Source organism: Providencia sp. PROV272, from assembly GCF_049901975.1.
Classification (GTDB): Bacteria; Pseudomonadota; Gammaproteobacteria; order Enterobacterales; family Enterobacteriaceae; genus Providencia; species Providencia stuartii.
In genome coordinates this window covers 1,385,559-1,404,151 of record NZ_CP096291.1, presented here as the reverse complement: position 1 = coordinate 1,404,151, position 18,593 = coordinate 1,385,559, and the positions used below count along the sequence as shown (strand labels likewise).

General features: G+C 40.9%; 16 protein-coding genes. 7 read left to right on the top strand and 9 right to left on the bottom strand.

Annotated features, from left to right (window positions below; genetic code table 11):
* From leuC to mutH, 4 genes are all read left to right on the top strand, one after another.
* The gene (leuC, locus tag M1E93_RS06275; protein ID WP_004921962.1) at positions 1-1,404 is read left to right on the top strand and encodes a 3-isopropylmalate dehydratase large subunit; all 1,404 of its coding nucleotides are present in this window, start codon (positions 1-3) and stop codon (positions 1,402-1,404) included.
* Positions 1,405-1,416: 12 nt separating this feature from the next.
* Positions 1,417-2,019, top strand: coding sequence for a 3-isopropylmalate dehydratase small subunit (leuD, locus tag M1E93_RS06270; protein WP_004921966.1), 603 nt, complete (start codon positions 1,417-1,419; stop codon positions 2,017-2,019).
* Between the two features lie 315 nt (positions 2,020-2,334).
* Positions 2,335-4,014, top strand: coding sequence for an HTH-type transcriptional regulator SgrR (gene sgrR, locus M1E93_RS06265; RefSeq protein ID WP_014656422.1), 1,680 nt, complete (start codon positions 2,335-2,337; stop codon positions 4,012-4,014).
* A gap of 550 nt (positions 4,015-4,564) precedes the next feature.
* Positions 4,565-5,248: a DNA mismatch repair endonuclease MutH gene (mutH, locus tag M1E93_RS06260; RefSeq protein ID WP_004921972.1), complete on the top strand. Its 684-nt coding sequence runs from the start codon at positions 4,565-4,567 to the stop codon at positions 5,246-5,248.
* Here mutH and M1E93_RS06255 read toward each other — a convergent pair.
* Positions 5,235-5,567 carry a hypothetical protein gene (locus tag M1E93_RS06255; RefSeq protein ID WP_225829648.1) on the bottom strand — a complete coding sequence of 111 codons (333 nt, stop codon included), beginning with the start codon at positions 5,565-5,567 and terminating at the stop codon, positions 5,235-5,237. The genes mutH and M1E93_RS06255 overlap by 14 nt on opposite strands.
* A 173-nt stretch (positions 5,568-5,740) precedes the next feature.
* Positions 5,741-5,980, bottom strand: coding sequence for a helix-hairpin-helix domain-containing protein (locus M1E93_RS06250; protein WP_426207205.1), 240 nt, complete (start codon positions 5,978-5,980; stop codon positions 5,741-5,743).
* A 178-nt stretch (positions 5,981-6,158) separates the two neighbouring features.
* On the opposite strand from M1E93_RS06250, the gene M1E93_RS06245 reads away from it, so the two are divergent.
* Positions 6,159-7,028 carry an alpha/beta fold hydrolase gene (locus M1E93_RS06245; RefSeq protein ID WP_004921981.1) on the top strand — a complete coding sequence of 290 codons (870 nt, stop codon included), beginning with the start codon at positions 6,159-6,161 and terminating at the stop codon, positions 7,026-7,028.
* 37 nt (positions 7,029-7,065) lie between these two features.
* Here M1E93_RS06245 and M1E93_RS06240 read toward each other — a convergent pair whose 3' ends face one another.
* Positions 7,066-7,758, bottom strand: coding sequence for a sphingomyelin phosphodiesterase (locus M1E93_RS06240; RefSeq protein WP_426207204.1), 693 nt, complete (start codon positions 7,756-7,758; stop codon positions 7,066-7,068).
* 80 nt (positions 7,759-7,838) lie between these two features.
* Here M1E93_RS06240 and M1E93_RS06235 point away from each other — a divergent pair, with 80 nt between their 5' ends.
* Positions 7,839-8,786, top strand: coding sequence for an IS30 family transposase (locus M1E93_RS06235; protein ID WP_140035165.1), 948 nt, complete (start codon positions 7,839-7,841; stop codon positions 8,784-8,786).
* Here the strand turns inward: M1E93_RS06235 and M1E93_RS06230 are convergent.
* From M1E93_RS06230 to speA, 4 genes are all read right to left on the bottom strand, one after another.
* Positions 8,769-9,053 (bottom strand): hypothetical protein, encoded by a 285-nt coding sequence (locus M1E93_RS06230; protein ID WP_426207203.1) that lies wholly within the window; start codon positions 9,051-9,053, stop codon positions 8,769-8,771. The genes M1E93_RS06235 and M1E93_RS06230 overlap by 18 nt on opposite strands.
* A gap of 335 nt (positions 9,054-9,388) precedes the next feature.
* Entirely contained in the window at positions 9,389-10,168 is a 780-nt protein-coding gene (locus M1E93_RS06225; RefSeq protein WP_004921987.1) for an acetoin reductase, read from the bottom strand.
* A 326-nt stretch (positions 10,169-10,494) separates the two neighbouring features.
* Complete coding sequence (gene speB, locus M1E93_RS06220; RefSeq protein ID WP_004921989.1) at positions 10,495-11,415, bottom strand: agmatinase; 921 nt, start codon at positions 11,413-11,415, stop codon at positions 10,495-10,497.
* Positions 11,416-11,519: 104 nt separating this feature from the next.
* Positions 11,520-13,424, bottom strand: coding sequence for a biosynthetic arginine decarboxylase (gene speA, locus M1E93_RS06215; RefSeq protein WP_004921992.1), 1,905 nt, complete (start codon positions 13,422-13,424; stop codon positions 11,520-11,522).
* Between the two features lie 644 nt (positions 13,425-14,068).
* Between speA and metK the strand changes: the two genes are divergently transcribed.
* Positions 14,069-15,223, top strand: coding sequence for a methionine adenosyltransferase (gene metK, locus M1E93_RS06210; protein WP_004921998.1), 1,155 nt, complete (start codon positions 14,069-14,071; stop codon positions 15,221-15,223).
* 449 nt (positions 15,224-15,672) lie between these two features.
* Here the strand turns inward: metK and M1E93_RS06205 are convergent, their stop codons facing one another.
* Positions 15,673-16,587: a LysR family transcriptional regulator gene (locus M1E93_RS06205; protein WP_004922001.1), complete on the bottom strand. Its 915-nt coding sequence runs from the start codon at positions 16,585-16,587 to the stop codon at positions 15,673-15,675.
* A 307-nt stretch (positions 16,588-16,894) separates the two neighbouring features.
* Positions 16,895-18,574 carry a glycosyl hydrolase family 18 protein gene (locus M1E93_RS06200; protein ID WP_061063804.1) on the bottom strand — a complete coding sequence of 560 codons (1,680 nt, stop codon included), beginning with the start codon at positions 18,572-18,574 and terminating at the stop codon, positions 16,895-16,897.
* Positions 18,575-18,593: the final 19 nt, after the last annotated feature.

The window sequence follows — 18,593 nt, the reverse complement described above, 5'->3', positions numbered from 1 at the left end:
ATGGCCAAAACTTTATATCAGAAATTATATGATGCTCACGTTGTGCGCGAAGTGGATAATGAGATCCCGCTTATCTATATCGATCGCCATCTGGTTCATGAAGTCACCTCACCTCAAGCATTTGATGGACTGAGAACGAAAAACCGTCCGTTGCACCAACCAAGCAAAACATTTGCAACGATGGATCATAACGTTTCCACTCAAACGAAAGATATCAACGCCTGCGGTGATATGGCACGCATTCAAATGCAAGAGTTGATGAAAAACTGCCAAGAATTTGGCGTTACTTTATATGATCTCAACCACCCTTATCAGGGGATTGTGCATGTTATGGGGCCTGAGCAAGGCATTACCTTGCCGGGAATGACTATTGTGTGTGGGGATTCACATACAGCAACACACGGTGCATTCGGTGCATTGGCGTTTGGTATCGGAACCTCTGAAGTTGAGCACGTCATGGCGACACAGACCCTGAAACAGGCTCGAGCCAAAACGATGAAAATTGAAGTTGTTGGTAAAGCACCTGTGGGGATCACCGCAAAAGATATCGTCTTGGCGATTATTGGTAAAACTGGTAGCGCGGGTGGCACAGGTTATATTGTTGAGTTTTGTGGTGAAGCCATTGAAAACCTCAGCATGGAAGGCCGTATGACAGTGTGTAATATGGCCATCGAATTAGGGGCGAAGGCCGGGATCATTGCACCAGATGAAACTACCTTTAATTATATGAAAGGTCGCCAATTTGCCCCTAAAGGCCAAGAGTGGGATGACGCCGTTGCTTACTGGAAAACATTAAAAACCGATGAAGGTGCACAATTCGATAAAATTGTCACCTTGCAAGCCAGCGAAATCGCACCGCAGGTCACTTGGGGAACGAACCCCGGTCAAGTGATTGCCATCAACGAACCGATCCCATCTCCGGACTCTTTTAGTGACCCAGTAGAACGCGCATCGGCAGAAAAAGCATTAGCTTATATGGGGTTAGAATCGGGCATTAAATTGTCTGACGTTAAGATTGATAAAGTGTTTATTGGTTCTTGTACTAACTCACGCATTGAGGATTTGCGTGCAGCCGCCGCTATCGCAAAAGGTAAAAAAGTGGCTTCAGGGGTACAGGCGATTGTTGTTCCAGGCTCTGGACCTGTTAAAGCCCAAGCTGAGCAAGAAGGATTAGATAAGATCTTTATTGACGCAGGTTTTGAATGGCGTTTACCTGGATGCTCCATGTGCCTTGCAATGAACAATGACCGCTTAAACCCCGGCGAACGTTGCGCATCGACCAGTAACCGTAACTTTGAAGGTCGCCAAGGCCGTGCTGGACGCACCCACTTAGTTAGCCCAGCAATGGCGGCAGCGGCAGCAATCAACGGGCATTTCGCGGATGTTCGCGATATCCAAATCTAAAGGAGATCATTCATGGAAAAATTTATCACCCATACTGGCATTGTTGCCCCTTTAGATGCAGCGAATGTCGATACTGATGCCATTATTCCAAAACAGTTTTTACAAAAAGTGACTCGCACAGGGTTCGGGCAACATCTGTTTCATGACTGGCGCTTTCTTGATGATGCAGGCCAACAGCCCAACCCTGACTTTGTGTTAAACAAACCCATTTTTAAGGGGGCGACGATTTTACTTGCGCGTGAAAACTTTGGTTGTGGCTCATCGAGAGAGCATGCTCCATGGGCTTTAACAGACTTTGGCATTCAAGTCGTCATCGCACCGAGTTTTGCTGATATTTTTTATGGTAACTCTTTCAATAACCAGTTGTTACCGATTAAATTGAGCGAAGCAGAAATCGACGAAATGTTTAACTATGTGAAGAGCAATGAAGGCTGCCAATTCACTGTTGATTTAGAAAAGCAAACGGTCAAGGCGGGTGAAAAGACTTATCGATTTGATATTGATGGCTTCCGCCGCCACTGCATGATGAACGGCCTTGATAGCATTGGCTTAACGCTGCAACATGCTGATCAAATCCGTCAATATGAGCAAAATATCCCTTCATTTATGCGTTAAGAGCAAAAACGCTGCCCCAAACGCCTGCCAATCGCAGGCGTTTTTTATTGTAAAATAGTGAATAAATTTACCATAGAGGGTTAATCTCTTTTAAAATTATCCCTATTATTAGGTATAATCATTAAAAAATTGCCATCAAAATAAAGGTAATAAAAAAGCCGATAATGATGCTATCGGCTGGTAAATTACCATTACTCAATAATTCGGGGAGTCAGTCTGTCAACTAACAGACCAAACGAGCTACATACTGGTATCTATTATCAACGGATATTAGGAAATAAAAATTGATACAATCGCCAGCGGAGTTCCTCTTTTATGACCAGTTCTCGTTTACAAACACAATTTGTTCGTCTGTGGCAACATTTTCAGGGGCAAGACAGTGAAACCACATTGCAGCATATTGCAGATACCCTGTTTTGTTCTCGACGCCATGTACGTACCTTGCTCAATAGTATGCAGTCTCATGGATGGCTTAGTTGGCAAGCCGAAGCGGGTAGAGGAAAGCGTTCTACCCTTCTGTTTCATGTTAATGGATTAGAGCTACAGCAAGCCCAAGCAGAGCGCCTATTAAAAGAAGAGAGCATAGAAAAATTGGTTGCCTTAGTCGGCGATAAAGAAACTATTCGCCAAATGGTGCTCTCCGAATTAGAAAGAAGCTATCGGCAAGGTAAAAATTTATTACGTATTATCTACTATCGAGACTTCCCCAATTTATTACCGGGAACACCTATGCGGCGTTCAGAAATTCATTTAATGAGCCAAATATTTAATGGCTTAACCCATATAAATGAGGAAAAAGGGGAAGTTGAAAATGGTATCGCACATCATTGGCAGGCGATAAGTGATACTGAATGGCGCTTTTATTTAAGGCCTAGCATCTACTTTCATCATGGTAGAGAAATGTTAGTCGATGACATCATTAGTTCGCTTATGCGTTTACGACATTGTTGGCCTCTGTTTTCACACATCCAATCGGTTACCTCTCCTCTCCCTAATGTCATCGATATTCAATTAAGTGAAGTGGATAAACAACTCCCTTTGCTACTTGGTAGCCCCCATGCAGCAATTATTCCTAAAGAGTGGGAGTCCATTGATAATTTTGACAAAATGCCAATTGGTACCGGCCCTTTTTTCGTTGAGAAAAACCTGCCTCAAAAACTCACGATTACCGCATTTGATCGCTATTTTGGTTATCGAGCACTCCTTGATGAAGTGACCATTTGGGTGGTGCCTGAACTATCTGAGCAGATGGTCTGTACCACGTTGAAAATGGACAGCGATAATAAACCTAATGATTCATTAGAAAGCAGAATGGAAGAAGGATGCTACTTTTTATTAATGGATCAACGCTCTGAGCTTTCCAGACGTAGCGATATACGTAAATGGCTGTGTAGTTTTTTAACACCAATCAATTTATTAGCTCACTGTGAATCCTTCTATCAGCGGCATTGGGCGCCTGCTTACGGATTATTGCTACATTGGCATCATAGCCGAATGCTCACACAGTTACCTAAGCCTGCTGATTTAACGGAACTCACCGTCACTTTCTATCATCAACACCATGAATTTTATTCTATTAGCCAAATCATGAAACGTGTGTTGAAAACTCAAGGCGTTGATCTAAAAATCAACATTGTTGATTATCCTGAGTGGTTTAATGGCACTGTCGAGAGCGATATTTGGCTTGCTACCGCTAACTTCTTTAAACCGCTCGAATTTTCTATTTTTGCCACCTTGTATGAAATGCCACTATTGCGCAAATGTTTAGGCTCTACGCTCTCTGAGGCGTTATCAAAATGGCGTCGGCAGGAGCTGCATGTCGAATCTTGGTGTGAAAGCCTCATTGACACACAAATTTTTCACCCTATTTTTCACCATTGGCTAGAGTTGCAAGGCCAAAAAACCATGCGCGGAGCACGCATGAATACCTTTGGTTGGTTTGATTTTAAATCTGCATGGTTTCAACCTACTGAGGATAATACACAGAAATCATAAAAGTTATAAACACTGAGAGTGAATAATAAGGATGTTATTCACTTTTTCTGTGGATATCCATGTGAACAACCCGCTAGTAATCAGGGTATATCCCTTCCCCTGTTTTTTAACAGAAAACAAGAAAACTAATTAACTTCATTAAAAACAATAGGATGAATCAATCACCCTCTCTTTATACACAGTTTATCTTTTCGACTTTATGCTTTAGGAGTTCAAATGCGCAAAGATCAATCAATGTATGATTTATCCACAAGTAATGTGCTTAACTTACCCAATTTATGTGATTAGGTTCAAAAAACCACGTAAGTCAAGCCTGTAAATACACACAGTAATTAAAGTTTTTCACAGTTATCCAATAATTCTGTGGATAACCTAGTGAATGATCCTGTGATTATTATGGGATGAACATGAATAACCTATTTTTCTTTGAGGATTATTTTTTAATAGACTGAATTATTTCCTTATATATCAGAAAATTAAATATCTCTTATAAAAAGTGATATACTATTGCTACTCTGTGAATTTTTTCTGGTTACTATTTAATCGTATTATGCCATTTATACCACCATCCCCTCCTGAAAATGAGTCCGTTTTAATGGCTAGGGCACAAGCTCTCGCTGGCTATACTCTTGGTGAATTAGCGGCATACGCTGGCTTACCTATGCCGCCCGATCTTAAACGTGACAAAGGCTGGGTGGGTATGCTGTTAGAATATTTTTTAGGAGCTACCGCTGGCAGTAAACCCGAACAAGATTTCGCCAATATTGGTGTCGAACTAAAAACCATCCCTATTGACCGAAATGGAATGCCCCTTGAAACCACATTTGTGGCGGTCGCACCGCTCACAGGCAATAGTGGGTTAACATGGAAAAATAGCCATGTGTACCGAAAACTCTCTCGTGTTTTATGGTTTCCAATTGAAGGCGAACGACAAATACCACTCGCTCAACGTCGTATCGCAAGCCCATTATTATGGAGCCCTTCTCCTTTGGAAGAGCAATTGCTGCGCCAAGACTGGGAAGAGTTGATGGATCTGATTGTGTTAGGCAAAGTGGAAAGTATCACCGCTCGACATGGACAAGTCCTACAAATACGCCCTAAAGCGGCAAATAGCAAAGCACTAACAGAGGGTATTGGCGAATTTGGGCAAACAATCATGACGCTGCCGAGGGGTTTCTATCTGAAAAAAGACTTTACCGCCCCATTGCTTGCTCGACATTTTAAAATCGATTAATGGTTTTTCCTCCGTTAAAGTCGACCATTAACCCTGCAATACTCGCCTGCTCACACTGTTGTATCGTAACCGGTGCACCAACGACAAAAGCCGCTTGGATTAACTCCAACATTTTTTTGTTTAGCTCATGCTCAATGGTATTAAATACGGCGATTTGTTGCGTCGTTTTTTTGCCATCAACTAACGTTATTGTATAAAAAACACGTTGCTGATTAATCAGTTGCTCACCGAATGTCATTGCGGCAATTCTTTTTGGTATCCCTTTATAGGCTTCACATTGATTCGAAAAAATATTGATACCTTTAGGGCTCGCAGTCATCGCCATAACAGCGAATATAATAATGACTGCCCTAATAGTTTTCTTATACATGATGTTAATAATATTATGATTTAGCTTTAAGCTAACCTTAAAGCAAACCTTTTAGTACTTCATGCAAAAAGAGAGGTTGTTTTTATCAAATTAGATAATGAAACCCTTTTACCAAATCAGGGTTATTTGGTGGCTTGTTTCGCCGCGGCAATTGCCCCTTCTACGGCTTTCTTCGCTTGTGGACTATTTTTCCAGCAACTCGAGCCTGTTAAAGCAGCCCCAGCAATTAAAATGTCTTCATATGATGCTTCACTCAGTTGAGCTAATGTCGAAAATCCCATTTGTTCTAACCGACTTATAACTGTTGGGCCAACACCTTTTACCGCCAGTAGGCACTGCTTATCCGCATCTGAAAACCCCATATCAGCTCCTTATTGAGAGAACAAATAATCTTTTTCGTAATTGGCTTTGCATTATACCTGACGATTATTTTATTATTCGTTTTATGGCTAGCATTATTAAGATTCAATCAAATATACCCTTGCCACTTTCACATTGATTGTGACCATCCCGTGCCCCAAAATAAGTTAGGACTCAGCAATGCAGACAAACACATTCACAAACACGCGCCAAGGTTCACTTCAATTGTCTGATGGCCGCAACTTAAGTTGGTATGAATCAGGCCCAAGAACGGGATTCCCTGTTATTTTTTGTACTGGCGCGGGTATGAGTGGAACGTTAGGCTTTGGCCTTGAGCAACTTGATCCACTTAATATCCGACTCATCGTACCTGAACGTGCTGGGCTAGGCGAATCGTCACAAGATCCACAAAAATCGCTTTCACGTTTTGCGGCAGATATTGACGCGTTATTGCAAGCTCAGCAAATTGAGCAATATTCTGTTATTGGCTTTTCTCAAGGTGCTGTATTTGCCATGGCATTAGCTTTCTATGGCACCCCTAACACTTTATCTATTGTTGCTGGGCAAGATCAATTTGACTATCCCGCGACAAGCGCTTTATTAAAAGCCGATATTATCAATATGCAAGAGCAAGCCAGAAATACACCTGATGCGCTGTCTGATTGGTTACAGAAAAACGTGAGTGCACCTTGGTTACTGGCTTTTATACTCAATAGCAGCGCGACGGTTGATCAAAATGTTTACAATCAGCCCTCATTTTTGCAAGCCTATACTGACTGTATGAACCGAGCCTTTCTTCAAGGCAATTTAGGCTATGTGCAAGACTTATTGATCTCATTACAGCCTTGGCCTTTCCAGCCTGAAGAGATCCATTGCCCTGTTTCACTGTGGTATGGTGAGAAAGATGAAAGCACTGTTCATTCACCAGACTTTGGTAAAACCCTCGCAACGCGTTTCCCTAATTGCCAACATTTCGTGTTAGAAGATGATGGTGGTTCACTACTCTGGACACAAGCGGAGCGCATCTTAACCCATTTAGCTCCACAATAAAGGCGCCTTAAAAATATGTGGCTGAAATATCTAATTATCACAACTCAATTTCAGCCACTACAGGATAATGATCGGAATAATCAAAAAAGACTTTATTATTATAGTTATAACCAATTTTGCTTTTGATCACCTGTGTTTGCTGTTTAATTGAACGCATATTTTTGGCAAAAATATAATCCAAATGCCAACTTTGCCTAGTATCGGGATAAGCTTCTCTAATCACGTTATTGGTTGAAAAATCCCATGACGGTCGTGGATTAAAATGGTGAGGCTCCCCCCAACCAATAATATCTAATGCTTGCTCGTACTCTTCCGAACCATAATTAATATTTAAATCTCCCCCTAAGATTGTTATTTGACGATCTTCAGTGATTGAAGTTTCAGCCCAATTAATTAACTGAGTAAGTTGGGCTTTGCGATGGGATGAAGGTGAGGTCATTAGGCAGAAGTTGTCATCCGATTGCAGATGAGTTCCTATGACTTGAAGCATTTTACCTTCTATTTCAATAACGGCTCTCACCCCACCTTTAGCACTGAAACGGTCAGCACCGCATCCTGCATCATCAAACAGTTGATATTCACGATAAACTATAGGATAACGGGAAACTATCGCGATCCCTGAATTGACCTGCTGAACCATATCCCATTCACCTTTTTTAGCATTCCAACAATGGTTTGAATCACAATAAGAGAGAACAGATTCATTCGCGAATTCAGATAATAAGTGCAACGCTCGGTCATGTTAGATGGAAGGACGGTTAGCTACTGATAAGCTATCCTGCTCTTCCGACCAAAGATGAGCGAGTAAGTATGAAGTATCAGCAACTAACCGAAGGACAACGATACCAGATATCGATACTGCGTGAGGATAATTTATCCTGCCATGAGATAGGTATCCGTATCGGTGTAAGCAAGTCCACGGTCTCCCGTGAACTGAGGCGTAACACTTCAGATACTGGTTATAACCCACAACAGGCACACCAGAAGTGCTGTGATAGGCGGCTGTCATCTGCCAAAAGGACAATTCCTCAGCAGACCATAGATTTCGTGATATTTGCTCTGGAGTGGAAGTGGAGTCCTGAGCAAATAAGTGCAATTGGCAGCATTATTGGTCTTAGCGTCAGCCATGAATGGATTTACCAGTATATCTATGCGGATAAGCGTAGCGGTGGCGAGTTGTACAGGCATCTTAGGCAGGGCAAACGGCGATATCGTAAGGGCTACGGGCAGAAACGAGGGCGCATCCCTGATGCGGTATCCATTGAGCTACGGCCGTCAGTCGTCGATGACCGTAGCCGTCTGGGGGACTGGGAGGCCGATTTGGTGCAGGGTAAACAGGGCACTGGTGCTATCGTGACACTGGCAGAACGCAAAAGCCGTATTTACCTGACAAAAAAGGTGTTTTCAAAGGATGCGGTGGAAGTCAGTAAGGCCATTATCTCACTGCTGAGTGAGTATCAGGATGTATGTCACACAATAACGTTCGATAACGGTCTAGAGTTTAGTGAGCACAAGGCGATAGCAGAAGCACTGAACGCAGATACGTACTTTGCCCATCCGTATGCCTCGCATGAGCGTGGGCTGAACGAGAATACGAATGGGTTGTTAAGACAGTTTATCCCGAAAGGAACAGACCTGCGGACAGTGACAGAAGAAGACTTACAACGCTATCAGGGAGCGTTGAACAGCAGGCCACGCAAGTGTCTGGGGTTCAGACAACCTTCGGTGGTGTTTGCGGAGCTAAGAAAGGCGGCTTAGCGTTGCACTTCGGACTTGAATCCGCCCATTATATTGTGCGGCAACCGGTGTGTGGTAAAAAAAGCCTAAACTCCTCATACCCGAAAAAAGCTTTTGTGCTGAATGAGTATTAAATACCTCTTGTAAAATAACGATATCAACATCATAGAATATATTATCTTTTATCATCGCATTAATGCGAGCATCTTGAGTGGATGCGCCAATACTAAAAAAAGGAATATGCAATAAATAAGTATTGAATGTCATCACTTTAATTTTATGTGGCATAGTTTTTCCTTATTCGTTTTCCATTAATAAATGTATAAATTTCTTTATCCTATCAATACTGTTTTATTGAAAACATTGAGTTCACAATGACGACAAGGAGTATGCTAAACGAGACTAACATGCCTGAACATATTATTAATTAATGCATTACCTAAAGATTTTTGATGGATGATAACAATAAATAAAATAGTTTTATCTACTGTTAATAAAGGTAGGAGAAATATAGTTTCTAATATAATAGCGAATTAATATTTAAATTGTGCCTTTGGCCTATTTTAACTAGCCAAGGCACAATGTTAATTTACAGAAAATGCTCTGCTTAATAAGTGGTTTGATTAACGGTAAACAATACCACCGTCAGTCAAGATCGACTGCCCTGTAATATAGTCTGAATCATCACTTGCTAAAAATGCGACTAAACCAGCAACATCATCTGGAGTTTGAGCACGTCCTAATGCAATGCCTTCAACATATTTTTTATAGGTTTCACCTTTTGGTGCACCTGTAATTTCAGCAAAACGCTCATCAATTTCAACCCACATGTCCGTACCTACAATACCAGGGCAATATGCGTTAACGGTAATGCCAGAACTTGCATACTCTTTAGCTGCGGCTTGGGTCAATGCACGTACAGCGAATTTTGTAGCGGAATAAACACCTAGCATTGCAAAGCCATCATGCCCTGCAATGGAAGAAGCGTTAATAATTTTCCCTTTTTGTTTACGCTGCTGGAATTTTTCACTCGCCGCTTGAATTCCCCACATCACACCATCGACGTTAATCTTGAAAATCAGATCCATATCTTCTTGGCGTACATCAGCAATAGGCTTAACTTGTGCAATCCCTGCGTTATTGATCATTACATCAAAACCACCGAGTTCAGCTTCTGCATGTGCAACTGCGGCAAAAACTTCCTCACGCTTACTGACATCAGCAGCAAATGTTGTCGCTTTACGGCCTAATGCTTCAATTTCTTTAGCCACATCCGCTAATTTTTCTTTTTTCAGGTCGACAAGTGCAATATTGGCACCTTCTTTCGCTAAACGTAATGCGATACCACGACCAATACCTTGTGCTGCGCCAGTAACTAAAATGACTTTATTATTCAGTGCCATAAGCTTTCTCCCAATAAGGATAGTTAAATGAATGACTCTAACTGATTAATACGTTAGCAAGATTAACAATAAGTTACAAAATCATGATATTAGACTACAACTATGTTCTATAGAGATAAATATGACTGTAATTGAGTGATAATCACTCGCATTTATGAAAGAAATAACTTTTAAAAGGGAAATAGGTAACAAATCGAAGTGGAACTACTCACAAAGAGGTATAGCAAAAAGTGCTATTTCCTCATATTTGTTTAAATAACAATCTATTTTATTGAGAATAAATTAGGCTGCCTAGAAGGCAGCCTAAAAATCAGACAAACTATAGGTTATTTTTTAGATGCTTGTAAGTACAACATATCTAAAGCAATGGTTGCTGCGGCCAATGCAGTGATATCAGATTGATCATAAGCTGGTGCGACTTCAACTAAATCCATACCAACGATATTTAACGGTTGTAAACCACGCAACAGTTTTAATGCACGATCTGAGGTTAATCCACCAATGACAGGTGTTCCGGTTCCCGGCGCAAAAGCAGGATCTAAACAATCAATATCGAAAGTGAGATAAACAGGCATATCACCCACAATAGATTTAATTTGTTCGATCATCTCATCAACACCGCGATCATTAACTTGTGCGGCATCAATGACTGTAAACCCGTTATCACTTTCATGCTCTGTACGAATACCAATTTGTACAGAACGAGTCGGATCAATTAACCCTTCTTTTGGTGCATGGTAGAACATAGTGCCGTGGTCATACTGGCTACCATTACCATAAGTGTCTGTGTGTGCATCAAAATGGACTAACGCCATTTTACCAAAATGCTTTGCATGGGCGCGCAACAGAGGTAAAGTCACAAAATGGTCACCGCCAAATGTTAAGCAGCGCTTGCCCGCCTCCAGCAATTTTTCTGTATGTGCTTGTAGCTTATCGCACATGTCTTGTGCATCACCAAAAGCAAACACCACATCGCCACAATCCACAACATTTAAGCGCTCTGTTAGTTTAAAATTCCATGGCCAACGATGGCTTTCCCACGCTAAGTTGGTAGATACCTGACGAATAGCAGCAGGTCCATGACGGCTGCCCGCACGACCAGAAGTTGCCATATCAAACGGCACCCCCGTTATCACCCACTCAGCATCTGAGTTATAAGGTTGAAAGTTTAATGGGAAACGTAAAAAGCCAAATGCGTTAGAAACCAGTGAATTATCGACCTGATTACCTAATGTGCTATTAATCATCACTCTTCCTCTATCAGTATTTGTAATCTGCAAATACTTTTATTATTTAGACTCATAGGTGGCTCTACACCACCTGTGATTAGCTACCGTTTATTTATCGCCAATTATTCGTCTTCTAAATAAGTATAGCCATAAAGCCCATTCTCAAACTCATCAACGAAATCTTTTTGCAACTGCTCGCTCAACCCAGTGCCTTTAACTTGCTCTGTAAAGCTTTCAAGCAATACTTCTGGTACTAGCTTCACATATTGCAGCATATCAGCGACCGAATCGCCTTCTTCACTTTGCAGATAACGCACGTTGCCTTGGCTATCAACCCAAACATCGATTGCTGCTGTATCGCCAAATAGATTATGCATGTTACCTAGAATTTCCTGATAGGCCCCTATCATAAAGAAGCCGATCATGGGTGGGTTTTCAGGGTCGTATGCAGGCATTGGCATAGTTGTTTCAACACCGTCACCATCGACATAATGGTCAATAATACCATCCGAATCACAAGTGATATCCAATAATACCGCGCGACGGTCAAGAGGCTTATCAAGGCCTTCTATCGGTAAAACGGGGAACACCTGATCAATCCCCCAAGCATCTGGCAACGATTGGAATAACGAGAAATTCACATAGAACTTATCGGCCATCCGCTCTTGCAGCTCATCAATAATTGGACGATGAGCACGGTTACTGGGATCTAAGTCTTGTTGAATACGACGACAAATATTCAAATAAAGCTCCTCGGCCCACGCTCGCTGAGTCAGGTCGAGTACACCATGAGCATACTGCGTATGCGCTTCTTGTAAATCAAACTGACTATCATGGAGCCATTCACGTAACGAACGGCTATTACCTTGGTGCTGCATTGATTCCCAGGTTTCCCACAATGAAATCAATGAACGCGGTGCATCCTCATCGGGAGGAGATGTTTTGGTAAATTCATTTCGCTCCACCCCGATCACATTAGAAACTAAGACCGTATGGTGTGCGGTCAATGCACGCCCTGATTCGGTGATCACCGTCGGATGTGGTAAATCAAACTCCTCACACGCATCACCAATCGCCCAAATCACATTATTCGCATATTCATTTAAACCATAGTTTACTGAACAATCTGATTGGGAGCGCGTTCCTTCGTAATCCACACCTAAGCCGCCACCCACATCAAAACATTGAATTTTTACGCCTAAACGGTGCAACTCAACATAAAAACGTGCAGATTCACGGACACCTGTCGCGATATCACGAATATTCGCCATTTGTGAACCAAGATGGAAATGCAGCAACTGTAAACTTTCTAGGCGACCTGCCTGACGTAAAATTTCAACAAGTTGTAAAACCTGTGTTGCCGCTAAACCAAATTTTGATTTCTCGCCACCACTTGCCTGCCATTTGCCTGACCCCTGCGACGCCAAACGAGCACGAACGCCTAAACGAGGTGTCACATTCAAGCTTTCCGCTTCTTTAAGAACAACCTCAATTTCAGACATTTTTTCGATAACAAGGTAAACCTTGTGACCTAATTTTTCCCCGATAAGCGCTAATCGAATATATTCACGATCTTTATAACCATTACAAACAATAACGGTACGAGTACGGCCGGCATTTGCTAGCACAGCCATCAATTCAGCCTTCGACCCTGCCTCTAGTCCAAGCGGTTCACCTGAATTGACTAATGATTCGATGACTCGACGCTGCTGGTTGACCTTAATCGGATAGACCAGAAAATAGTCGCCTGTATAGCCGTACGATTCACGAGCACGCCTAAATGCCGCATTAATTGAGCGCAAACGGTGCTGTAAGATTTGTGGGAAACAGAATAATGCGGGTAAACGCAAGTGCTCCTGCTCCTCTTTAACTTGATTAACAAGTTCGGCTAGATCAATAGACGTGTCTGGGTTATCAGGATTTGGGCAAACACAGACATTTCCGCGCTCATTCACCTGATAGTAACCACCGCCCCAATACGCGATGTTGTACGTCTGGCGCATTTTGCGAGCGATATTATCATTCATAACAAACTCCTTTATGGAGGGGTGAGTGACGCTTTCTCCGGCCAGACAGCGACCCGTCCTAAGACGTGGCTCTGCAAGGCAGTTATGTCGGGGAAACAGCTATTACTCGGATTAATTAAAGTGCTTAGAACATCTAAACGGTGACAAATACAACCATTTGGCTGACAGTTACTGACTGATAGCCAAGGGTGTACTAGGAAGATGATAGTAACTTCGAGAAGAAGTAAATAAAGACAGGAAAGTAAACGCCAAAAACACGCGGCGATCCGCATTTAGCTGCTGATTACTGTTATTCAGTAGATTATGGATCATTACCCATTAACCCCCAATATAACTGTTTAATCTTTATCAATAGCGAGAAAGATAAACACTCCTGATAGATAGCAGGCACATTGTACGCCTACTGGTATATAACGGAACATTTTTAACTAACCGTCACGGTCGCTGTTTATACATTGATTAGGCAGAAATTGCAAAACGTTATTGGCTTAATAGAAATAAAATTTGTAAGGCTCGTCTTTTTACTTATTGTTTTTCTGTCAAACGTAAAAACAGGTAGCACTTTTTTTGTTAAAACATTAAAATAGACGTCTAGATGTTAAAACATCCAATTACAATCAGCGAATTCTTAAGGTATTAATCTCATGGCTACACATCTCTTTACTTCTGAGTCTGTATCGGAAGGGCATCCTGATAAAATTGCCGATCAAATCTCTGATGCGGTTCTTGATGCGATTCTTGAGCAAGATCCAAAAGCTCGCGTTGCTTGCGAGACCTATGTCAAGACAGGTATGGTGATGGTCGGGGGAGAAATCACCACCAGTGCTTGGGTTGATATTGAAGAGATCACACGTAAAACCGTTCGCGAAATTGGTTATACCAGCTCTGACATGGGTTTTGATGCAAACTCGTGTGCGGTTTTAAGTGCGATTGGTAAACAATCACCTGATATCAACCAAGGTGTTGACCGCGCAGACCCATTAGAACAAGGGGCTGGCGACCAAGGTATTATGTTCGGTTATGCGACAAACGAAACTGACGTTCTGATGCCTGCACCAATTACTTATGCTCACCGTCTGGTACAGCGCCAAGCAGAAGTTCGTAAAAATGGCACTCTGCCATGGTTACGTCCAGATGCCAAAAGCCAAGTCACTTTCCAATATGACAACAACGAAATTGTTGGCATTGATGCGGTTGTTTTATCCACACAGCACGCAGAAGATATTAAACAGCAAGATTTACATGAAGCTGTAATGGAAGAAATTATTAAACCTGTTCTTCCAGCAGAGTGGTTAGTGCCAACAACAAAATATTTTATCAACCCAACAGGTCGCTTTGTTATCGGTGGGCCAATGGGCGACTGTGGTTTAACTGGTCGTAAAATCATCGTTGATACCTATGGCGGCATGGCTCGTCACGGTGGCGGTGCATTCTCCGGTAAAGATCCTTCTAAAGTAGACCGTTCAGCGGCTTATGCTGCTCGCTATGTTGCCAAAAACATTGTTGCAGCCGGCTTAGCTGATCGCTGTGAAATCCAAGTCTCCTATGCAATTGGTGTTGCAGAGCCAACTTCAATCATGGTTGAAACATTTGGTACAGGTAAAGTTCCAGAAGCGCAACTGGTTCTGTTAGTGCGTGAATTCTTTGATTTACGCCCATACGGCTTGATTCAAATGCTGGATTTACTACATCCAATTTACCAACAAACGGCTTCTTACGGGCATTTCGGTCGTTCTCAATTCCCTTGGGAAAAAACAGACAAAGCCGCTATTTTACGTGAAGCTGCTGGCCTAAAATAATTAGCCAAACCAATAAGCCCCACACTGTGGGGTTTATTTCTTTATTCATCCTCTATCTTATTTCCTCGCTTAAATTCATTTTTAGAACTCCTTGAGCAAAAGTACAATTCTCCTAAACTAATTGGGCTAAAGAATATAATCATCACGTTTATGCCTTATCATACCTATAGAATAAGTATTGCCATGTAATAATTTTTATATTAGCAATGATTCGCACTTAGAAACGCATATCTCATATTTATTTCATTTCATAGTGGAAAGAGATAAGTGGTTATAAAAACCAGTTAAAGGCGGTAGTGTCTATAGAGAAAACGTTTATTTACTATGGAATAATAAACGTAATGAAATCGTAGAAGAAGCCAACCCTAGATATATTAGGTATTTTTATAACTAGGGTAGCTCAGCGTCATCCAAGCCTACAATATGCAAGATATTATGTATGCTTTCTATTATACCGTAGATAAATTTTCAATAAAACTTGATGTATCAATCTTCTTTATTAATCGCTCTTTCCACCAAGAGAAATTACCACCTTGACTTGATGGATGCCAAGCTAGCCAAATAAATTGATCATCTTTAGGGATCTCTACCGGAACAATGACTAATTCTTGGTTCTTTAACTCTTTTTTAATATGTGAAGGACAAATAAACCCATACCCTATTCCTCGCTTAATTAAGACTAATTTACTTTCTAAATCGCAAACCAATATTTGCCTTCCTAATATGACTTCTTTTTCTCTATTAATTGATAGCTCATGGCTACTATCTGCAATTTCAACGTGGATATCGTTTATTAACTGATTTCTCGTTATTATCGTTTTTTGTGAAGCAAATGGATGTGATGGGGAAACACAAAGGGCAAAACTAAGTTTTCCTAGTAGCTGGGTTCTTACCTTTATGTTTTCAGGGATCCCCCCAAGAGCAATAATAAAATCTGCTCTATTTTCTTTTAATGCATCCCAAGCCCCTGTCATTGCTTCTCTTAGGATTGAAATATGAACATCACCATTTGCCTTAATATAATCACGAATATCTTGAACAAAGATATCTAGCGGTAGAAATTTTTCAACCACAATACGAATTTGGTTATCAAATGTTGGAATATTTCTCACTCTATTTTCGAGATCTTGCACTGCATTTAAGATCCATGCCCCCTCCTGTAATAAAAATTCCCCCTCCTTAGTTAAACGAATTACAGGTCCATTACGGTGAAAAAGCTTAACTTTCAATCGACTTTCTATATTTAATACTTGATAGGAAATCGCAGACGGTGTTTTATGCAATACATCTGCCGCTGTTGAAAAAGAACCTGTTTTTTTGATAGTACTTATTATATTAATTGCATCCACGGATAATCTAGTCATATAAGCTCCTAATTAATTTAAATAGCTAATACAATGATTTCAGCGCATTAATATTTAGTCGACTTCATATATAGAACTATCATAATGTTGTTCATAAACAATCAAGAAACATCCTAATCTACTAACTTAATAGTCATTAATTTTCTTAGTAGATATATAATTAATAAATAGAATTAAAATAAAAGTCATTGGTAATATAAAATAATAGATCTTATAGAAGTATATCTTTATGAAAAACAGCGCTCACTTAATGCTGGATAATTATAGAGGGAAATAGACTCCCTCTATAATAAATATTAATATCAATTTATTTAGCAAGACTATTACCTAAACTCGAATTCATGCTATTTAAAATATCACCATTATCCGCATCAATTTCCCATGCAAATAATCCTCCAAGTTTGTTCTCTAACACATACTTCCCTTTTGCTTGCACTGAACGTTGATCGTCAAAGGTAATCAGATCCCCTGTTGATGCTTTAAATACATAGGGCGCTTCTGCGACTTCATCATAGCTATATACCCATTGTCCGCTCATATACTGATTTTTGATTTGGCGATAATCAACAACTCCATTTTCCCATGTCCCTGCAACTGGGCCTGTCGCTTTCCCTGTAAATGGATTACCGTTGGTATAGCCATTCACCCCCGTCCATCCACGCCCATACATCGCTGCACCTACCACGATTTTCGCGGGATCAACACCTTGATTCAATAAAGCATTTACCCCATTAACCGTTGTATATTCCGTATCTGGACGCCAACTGGAGGCATTAAGTGCGGTTTGGTAGCCAAGTGTATTTAAATCAAATGCACCATAAAAGTCGTAGCTCATCATAAAAAAGTGATCAACCGATTTTTGTACCTGCCCAAAATCGACTTTATCTATTTTGGCTTTCGCGGCACTAATAGCTGATGTTAATTGATATTCGCGCCCGGTTTCTTTCTCTAATTCATCCAACATCGCGCGAAGCTCTTGCATCAACAATAAATAAGTTTCACCATCTTTATCTGACGCTAATGTGGTGCTGGCTCCATTTGCACCAGGATATTCCCAATCGATATCAACACCATCGAAGAATTTCCATGTCAACAAAAACTCTTTGACAGACGTTACAAATTTGTCTCGTTTGGTTTTATCCTTCATTGCATAAAATGGATCTGATAATGTCCATCCACCAACAGAAGGTAATATTTTCAAATGGGGATAGGCTTGCTTTATTGCCATTAACTGCCCAAAGTTACCTTTATATGACAATGAAGTTCCTGTTTGAGAGACATTAATTGCAGCCCAAGGATCATGAATAGTCACTTTATAGTCATCCCTACCTGTACATGACTTCTGCAATGACTCAAAACTACCTTCAATTTGCTTTAAGCTATCATTAATTCCATTTCCGCCGCATATAGGAATAAAAGCATACAAAATATGAGTAAGATTTTGTGCCGGTATTTTATCGGCAGAAAATTTCCGTCCATATATTCCCCATTCAACAAAATATGCAGCAACGACTTTTCCTGAGTCTTGCTTGTAAGCTTGGTTATTTTCTAAAAGTTGCGTTTGCAACGGAGCAAAATGGCTTCCATCTGTATCTTGGACTGTAATTTCAACCACATCACTAAAATTACATTCGTCGCCATTGCATAGTGCAACCTTCAATTTATACTTCCCGCCTTTAGATATTGAAAGGCTTGCTTGACCTGAAGAGCTGGTTGAAGGACCACTCCATACCTCTTGGTCATTCAAATACACTTTTGCCGTAGTTCCATAATCTCCGTACCATAAATCCCAAGAGACATTAAAAGTTGCCGCCTCTTTTCTCGTCACTAATAATTCATATTTATCCTCATTAGGGTTAATTTCAACAATGCTATAGGTGTTATCCATCCATTGAATTGTGGGCTTTCCGGGCAACGCTGCATATGCAAACTGAGTAGCACAATGACCGATAAGTGCTGCTAGCATTAACTTATTTAGTCTAAACATGTTTTACCCCTTAATGTGT

What these genes read in the sequence shown, in the direction of transcription:
- M1E93_RS06250 (WP_426207205.1), bottom strand. Translation starts at nt 5,980, where the DNA reads ATGGGGTTTTCAGATGCGGATAAGCAGTGCCTACTGGCGGTAAAAGGT.
- M1E93_RS06235 (WP_140035165.1), top strand. Translation starts at nt 7,839, where the DNA reads ATGAAGTATCAGCAACTAACCGAAGGACAACGATACCAGATATCGATA.
- M1E93_RS06205 (WP_004922001.1), bottom strand. Translation starts at nt 16,587, where the DNA reads ATGACTAGATTATCCGTGGATGCAATTAATATAATAAGTACTATCAAA.
- speA (WP_004921992.1), bottom strand. Translation starts at nt 13,424, where the DNA reads ATGAATGATAATATCGCTCGCAAAATGCGCCAGACGTACAACATCGCG.
- leuD (WP_004921966.1), top strand. Translation starts at nt 1,417, where the DNA reads ATGGAAAAATTTATCACCCATACTGGCATTGTTGCCCCTTTAGATGCA.
- M1E93_RS06200 (WP_061063804.1), bottom strand. Translation starts at nt 18,574, where the DNA reads ATGTTTAGACTAAATAAGTTAATGCTAGCAGCACTTATCGGTCATTGT.
- mutH (WP_004921972.1), top strand. Translation starts at nt 4,565, where the DNA reads ATGCCATTTATACCACCATCCCCTCCTGAAAATGAGTCCGTTTTAATG.
- leuC (WP_004921962.1), top strand. Translation starts at nt 1, where the DNA reads ATGGCCAAAACTTTATATCAGAAATTATATGATGCTCACGTTGTGCGC.
- M1E93_RS06230 (WP_426207203.1), bottom strand. Translation starts at nt 9,053, where the DNA reads ATGCCACATAAAATTAAAGTGATGACATTCAATACTTATTTATTGCAT.
- M1E93_RS06225 (WP_004921987.1), bottom strand. Translation starts at nt 10,168, where the DNA reads ATGGCACTGAATAATAAAGTCATTTTAGTTACTGGCGCAGCACAAGGT.
- speB (WP_004921989.1), bottom strand. Translation starts at nt 11,415, where the DNA reads ATGATTAATAGCACATTAGGTAATCAGGTCGATAATTCACTGGTTTCT.
- metK (WP_004921998.1), top strand. Translation starts at nt 14,069, where the DNA reads ATGGCTACACATCTCTTTACTTCTGAGTCTGTATCGGAAGGGCATCCT.
- M1E93_RS06255 (WP_225829648.1), bottom strand. Translation starts at nt 5,567, where the DNA reads ATGACTGCGAGCCCTAAAGGTATCAATATTTTTTCGAATCAATGTGAA.
- M1E93_RS06245 (WP_004921981.1), top strand. Translation starts at nt 6,159, where the DNA reads ATGCAGACAAACACATTCACAAACACGCGCCAAGGTTCACTTCAATTG.
- sgrR (WP_014656422.1), top strand. Translation starts at nt 2,335, where the DNA reads ATGACCAGTTCTCGTTTACAAACACAATTTGTTCGTCTGTGGCAACAT.